This window comes from Arthrobacter sp. HMWF013 (assembly GCF_003061105.1).
Taxonomy (GTDB): Bacteria; Actinomycetota; Actinomycetes; order Actinomycetales; family Micrococcaceae; genus Arthrobacter.
Genome location: NZ_QAIQ01000043.1, coordinates 1 through 2,953, shown reverse-complemented (window position 1 = coordinate 2,953; position 2,953 = coordinate 1). Strand labels below are relative to the sequence as shown.

Genomic DNA, 2,953 nt, shown 5'->3' with positions numbered 1-2,953 from the left:
CCGTGAGGAACTCGAGCTTGACGGCGAAGATGAGTCCGGCAGCCTGCTGACGAACATGGTCCTTGGCAACGGCGCCCGCCTGTATGTGGATCACGCCCACCCGGAGTACTCAAGCCCCGAAGTGACCAATCCCCGTGACGCGGTGGTGTGGGACGCCGCCGGCGACCTCGTAGCGCTGGCGGCGGTGCGGCGCCTCGGCGCAGATCCGGAGCTGCCACCGGTCAACCTGTACAAAAACAACACAGACAACAAATCTGTGTCCTATGGTTCCCACGAGAACTACCTGATGCCACGGTCGGTCCCCTTCGGAGACATCGTCAGGGGGCTGACCCCTTTCTTCGTAACGCGCCAGATCATGTGCGGCGCCGGGCGCGTGGGCCTTGGCCAGGACAGTTCAACCCCGGGCTACCAGATCAGCCAGCGGGCTGACTTCTTCGAGGCTGAGGTGGGGCTGGAAACCACTATCCGCCGGCCCATCATCAACACCCGCGACGAACCGCACGCCACCGCGGACAAGTACCGCCGCCTGCATGTCATCATCGGGGACGCCAACCTCAGCCAGACCGCCAACTATCTCAAGTTCGGCACCACCGCGATGGTCCTGAGCCTGATTGAAGCCGGACTGGCACCCAAAGTGGAGGTCCACGAGCCCGTCGCCGCATTGCAGGCGATCAGCCACGACACCACGTTGACGGCGACGCTGAGGCTGCTGGACGGCCGGCGCGTCACCGCCCTGGACCTGCAGTGGATGTACCACGAAGCGGCGGCAAAGCTGGCGCAGGACACCGGTGTTGGTGATGCCGTGGACGGGGACGGCCACACGCATGAGGTGCTGGACCGCTGGGCCGCCACCCTGACCCAGCTCGACTCGGACCGAAAGTCAGCGGCGGCCTCCGTGGAGTGGCTGGCGAAACTCTCCCTCCTGGAGGGGTACCGCGACCGGGACAACCTCGCCTGGGACGACGCCAGGATGGGCCTGGTGGACCTTCAATGGGCGGACATCCGACCGGAGAAGGGCCTGTACTACCGGTTCCTGGCCCGGAACCGGATGCAGCGGATCGTGGACGACTCCAGCATCGCCACCGCGGTGACCGAACCGCCGTCGGACACCCGCGCCTTCTTCCGCGGACGCTGCATCAGCACCTTCGGCAAAGATGTAGTGGGGGCAAGCTGGGATTCGGTCATTTTTGATGTCCCTGGCTACGGGCGTCTGCAGCGCGTCCCCACCCGGGAACCCCTGCGGGGGACCCGGGCGCTGACGGGAGGGCTCTTCGCCCGCCACCGGACAGCGGGGCCGTTCCTCGCAGAATTGCTCGGGCAAAATACCGCTCCGCCTCGGGCGTAAACGCCGCCGGCGGGCGTATAGCGTGGCAATATGGGCGTATCGGCAGATCCGCCCGGATCCGATGATTGCAGAGGGAGATATCACCATGGCAGGCCAGGAGCAACAGAAGCCACAATCACAGAACAGCCAGGTCGACGAGGACATCGCAGAGGCCCCTCCGGCGGCCCCCGAAGCCCACGCCTCCGCCGCGACCGAGGGCGTCGACGACCTCCTTGACGAGATCGACGGCGTCCTTGAATCCAACGCCGAGGAGTTTGTCCGGGCCTTCGTCCAAAAGGGCGGTCAGTAAACCGGTTCCGGGTGCAGCCAGCCGCACCCGGACGGAATCTGTACCGACGTTGAAGGACCACGTTCAAGGAGTGCATCAGTGCAGGAATCAACCGCCAACCAGGTAGCCGGCAACGCGACGTCGTCCTTTACCGAGCACCTGCAACGTGATCGGCCGGACCTGCTTCCGTATAACCGAACACTGCCGCTCCCGTCAGCGGCGGCTGCTGCGCCGCTGCAGGTGCCGCACGCCACCACCATCGTGGCGATGGGCTACGCCGGCGGCGTTCTGATGGCCGGCGACCGGCGGGCCACGATGGGCAATGTTATTGCCAGCCGACACATCGAAAAGGTTTTCCCGGCGGACAGGTATTCCGTTCTGGGCATAGCGGGCACGGCAGGTATTGCCATCGACCTGACGCGGCTGTTCCAGGTGGAGCTGGAGCATTACGAAAAAATCGAGGGCACACTCCTTAGCCTTGACGGTAAAGCCAACCGTCTGGGAGCGATGATCCGCGGGAACCTTCCGATGGCTTTGCAGGGACTCGCGGTGGTTCCCCTTTTTGCCGGCTTCGACACCACCGCCGGGGTGGGACGCCTCTTCTCGTACGACGTCACCGGCGGCAGGTACGAGGAACGCGAGCACCACACGGTGGGCTCCGGCTCGGTCTTTGCCCGGGGTGCCCTGAAAAAGCTGTGGCGGCCCAACATGACGGAGGCGGAAGCAGTTTCGGTCGCGGTGGAATCGCTTTACGACGCCGCCGACGACGACTCCGCCACCGGCGGTCCGGACCCGGTCCGTCAGTTGTGGCCCGTGGTGTACACGGTGAACCGGAGCGGCGCACGGCGCGTCCCTGAAGCTGAGCTCGCGGCAGTTGCCGGCCGCATTATCGAAGCCCGGTCTGCCGAGCGGCGGGAGGCCTGAGATGACGCAGCAGTTCTATGTTTCCCCCGAACAACTGATGAAGGACCGTGCGGACTTCGCACGGAAGGGCATCGCCCGCGGCAGGTCTGTGGTGGTCATCAGTTGCGAGGAGGGCATTGCCCTGGTAGCCGAAAACCCCTCGCCTTCCCTGCATAAGATCGGCGAGATCTACGACAAAATCGCCTTTGCAGCCGTCGGCAAATACAACGAATTCGAGAGCCTCCGCCAGGCCGGCGTCCGGTACGCGGATGTTCGCGGCTACTCCTACGACCGCGAGGACGTCACCGCGCGGGGACTCGCCAGTGTCTACGCGCAGAGCCTCGGGGCGGTCTTCACCGCCGAACAAAAACCGTTTGAAGTTGAGCTGGCGGTTGCCGAAGTGGGCCTGACTCCGGAACTGGACCACCTCTACAGGT

Annotated in this window: 4 protein-coding genes; all 4 read left to right on the top strand. The window is 64.9% G+C overall.

The window, feature by feature from the left end:
- Window positions 1-1,345, top strand: a 1,345-nt coding sequence (gene dop, locus DBR22_RS02200) for a depupylase/deamidase Dop (RefSeq protein ID WP_108597586.1), incomplete at its 5' end; no start/stop codon positions are given.
- An 85-nt stretch (window positions 1,346-1,430) separates the two neighbouring features.
- Window positions 1,431-1,634: a ubiquitin-like protein Pup gene (locus tag DBR22_RS02195; protein WP_108597587.1), complete on the top strand. Its 204-nt coding sequence runs from the start codon at window positions 1,431-1,433 to the stop codon at window positions 1,632-1,634.
- Window positions 1,635-1,712: 78 nt separating this feature from the next.
- Window positions 1,713-2,537 (top strand): proteasome subunit beta, encoded by an 825-nt coding sequence (gene prcB, locus DBR22_RS02190; RefSeq protein ID WP_108597585.1) that lies wholly within the window; start codon window positions 1,713-1,715, stop codon window positions 2,535-2,537.
- Window position 2,538: 1 nt separating this feature from the next.
- Window positions 2,539-2,953: proteasome subunit alpha (gene prcA / locus DBR22_RS02185; RefSeq protein WP_108597584.1), on the top strand; the 415-nt coding region annotated here is incomplete at its 3' end.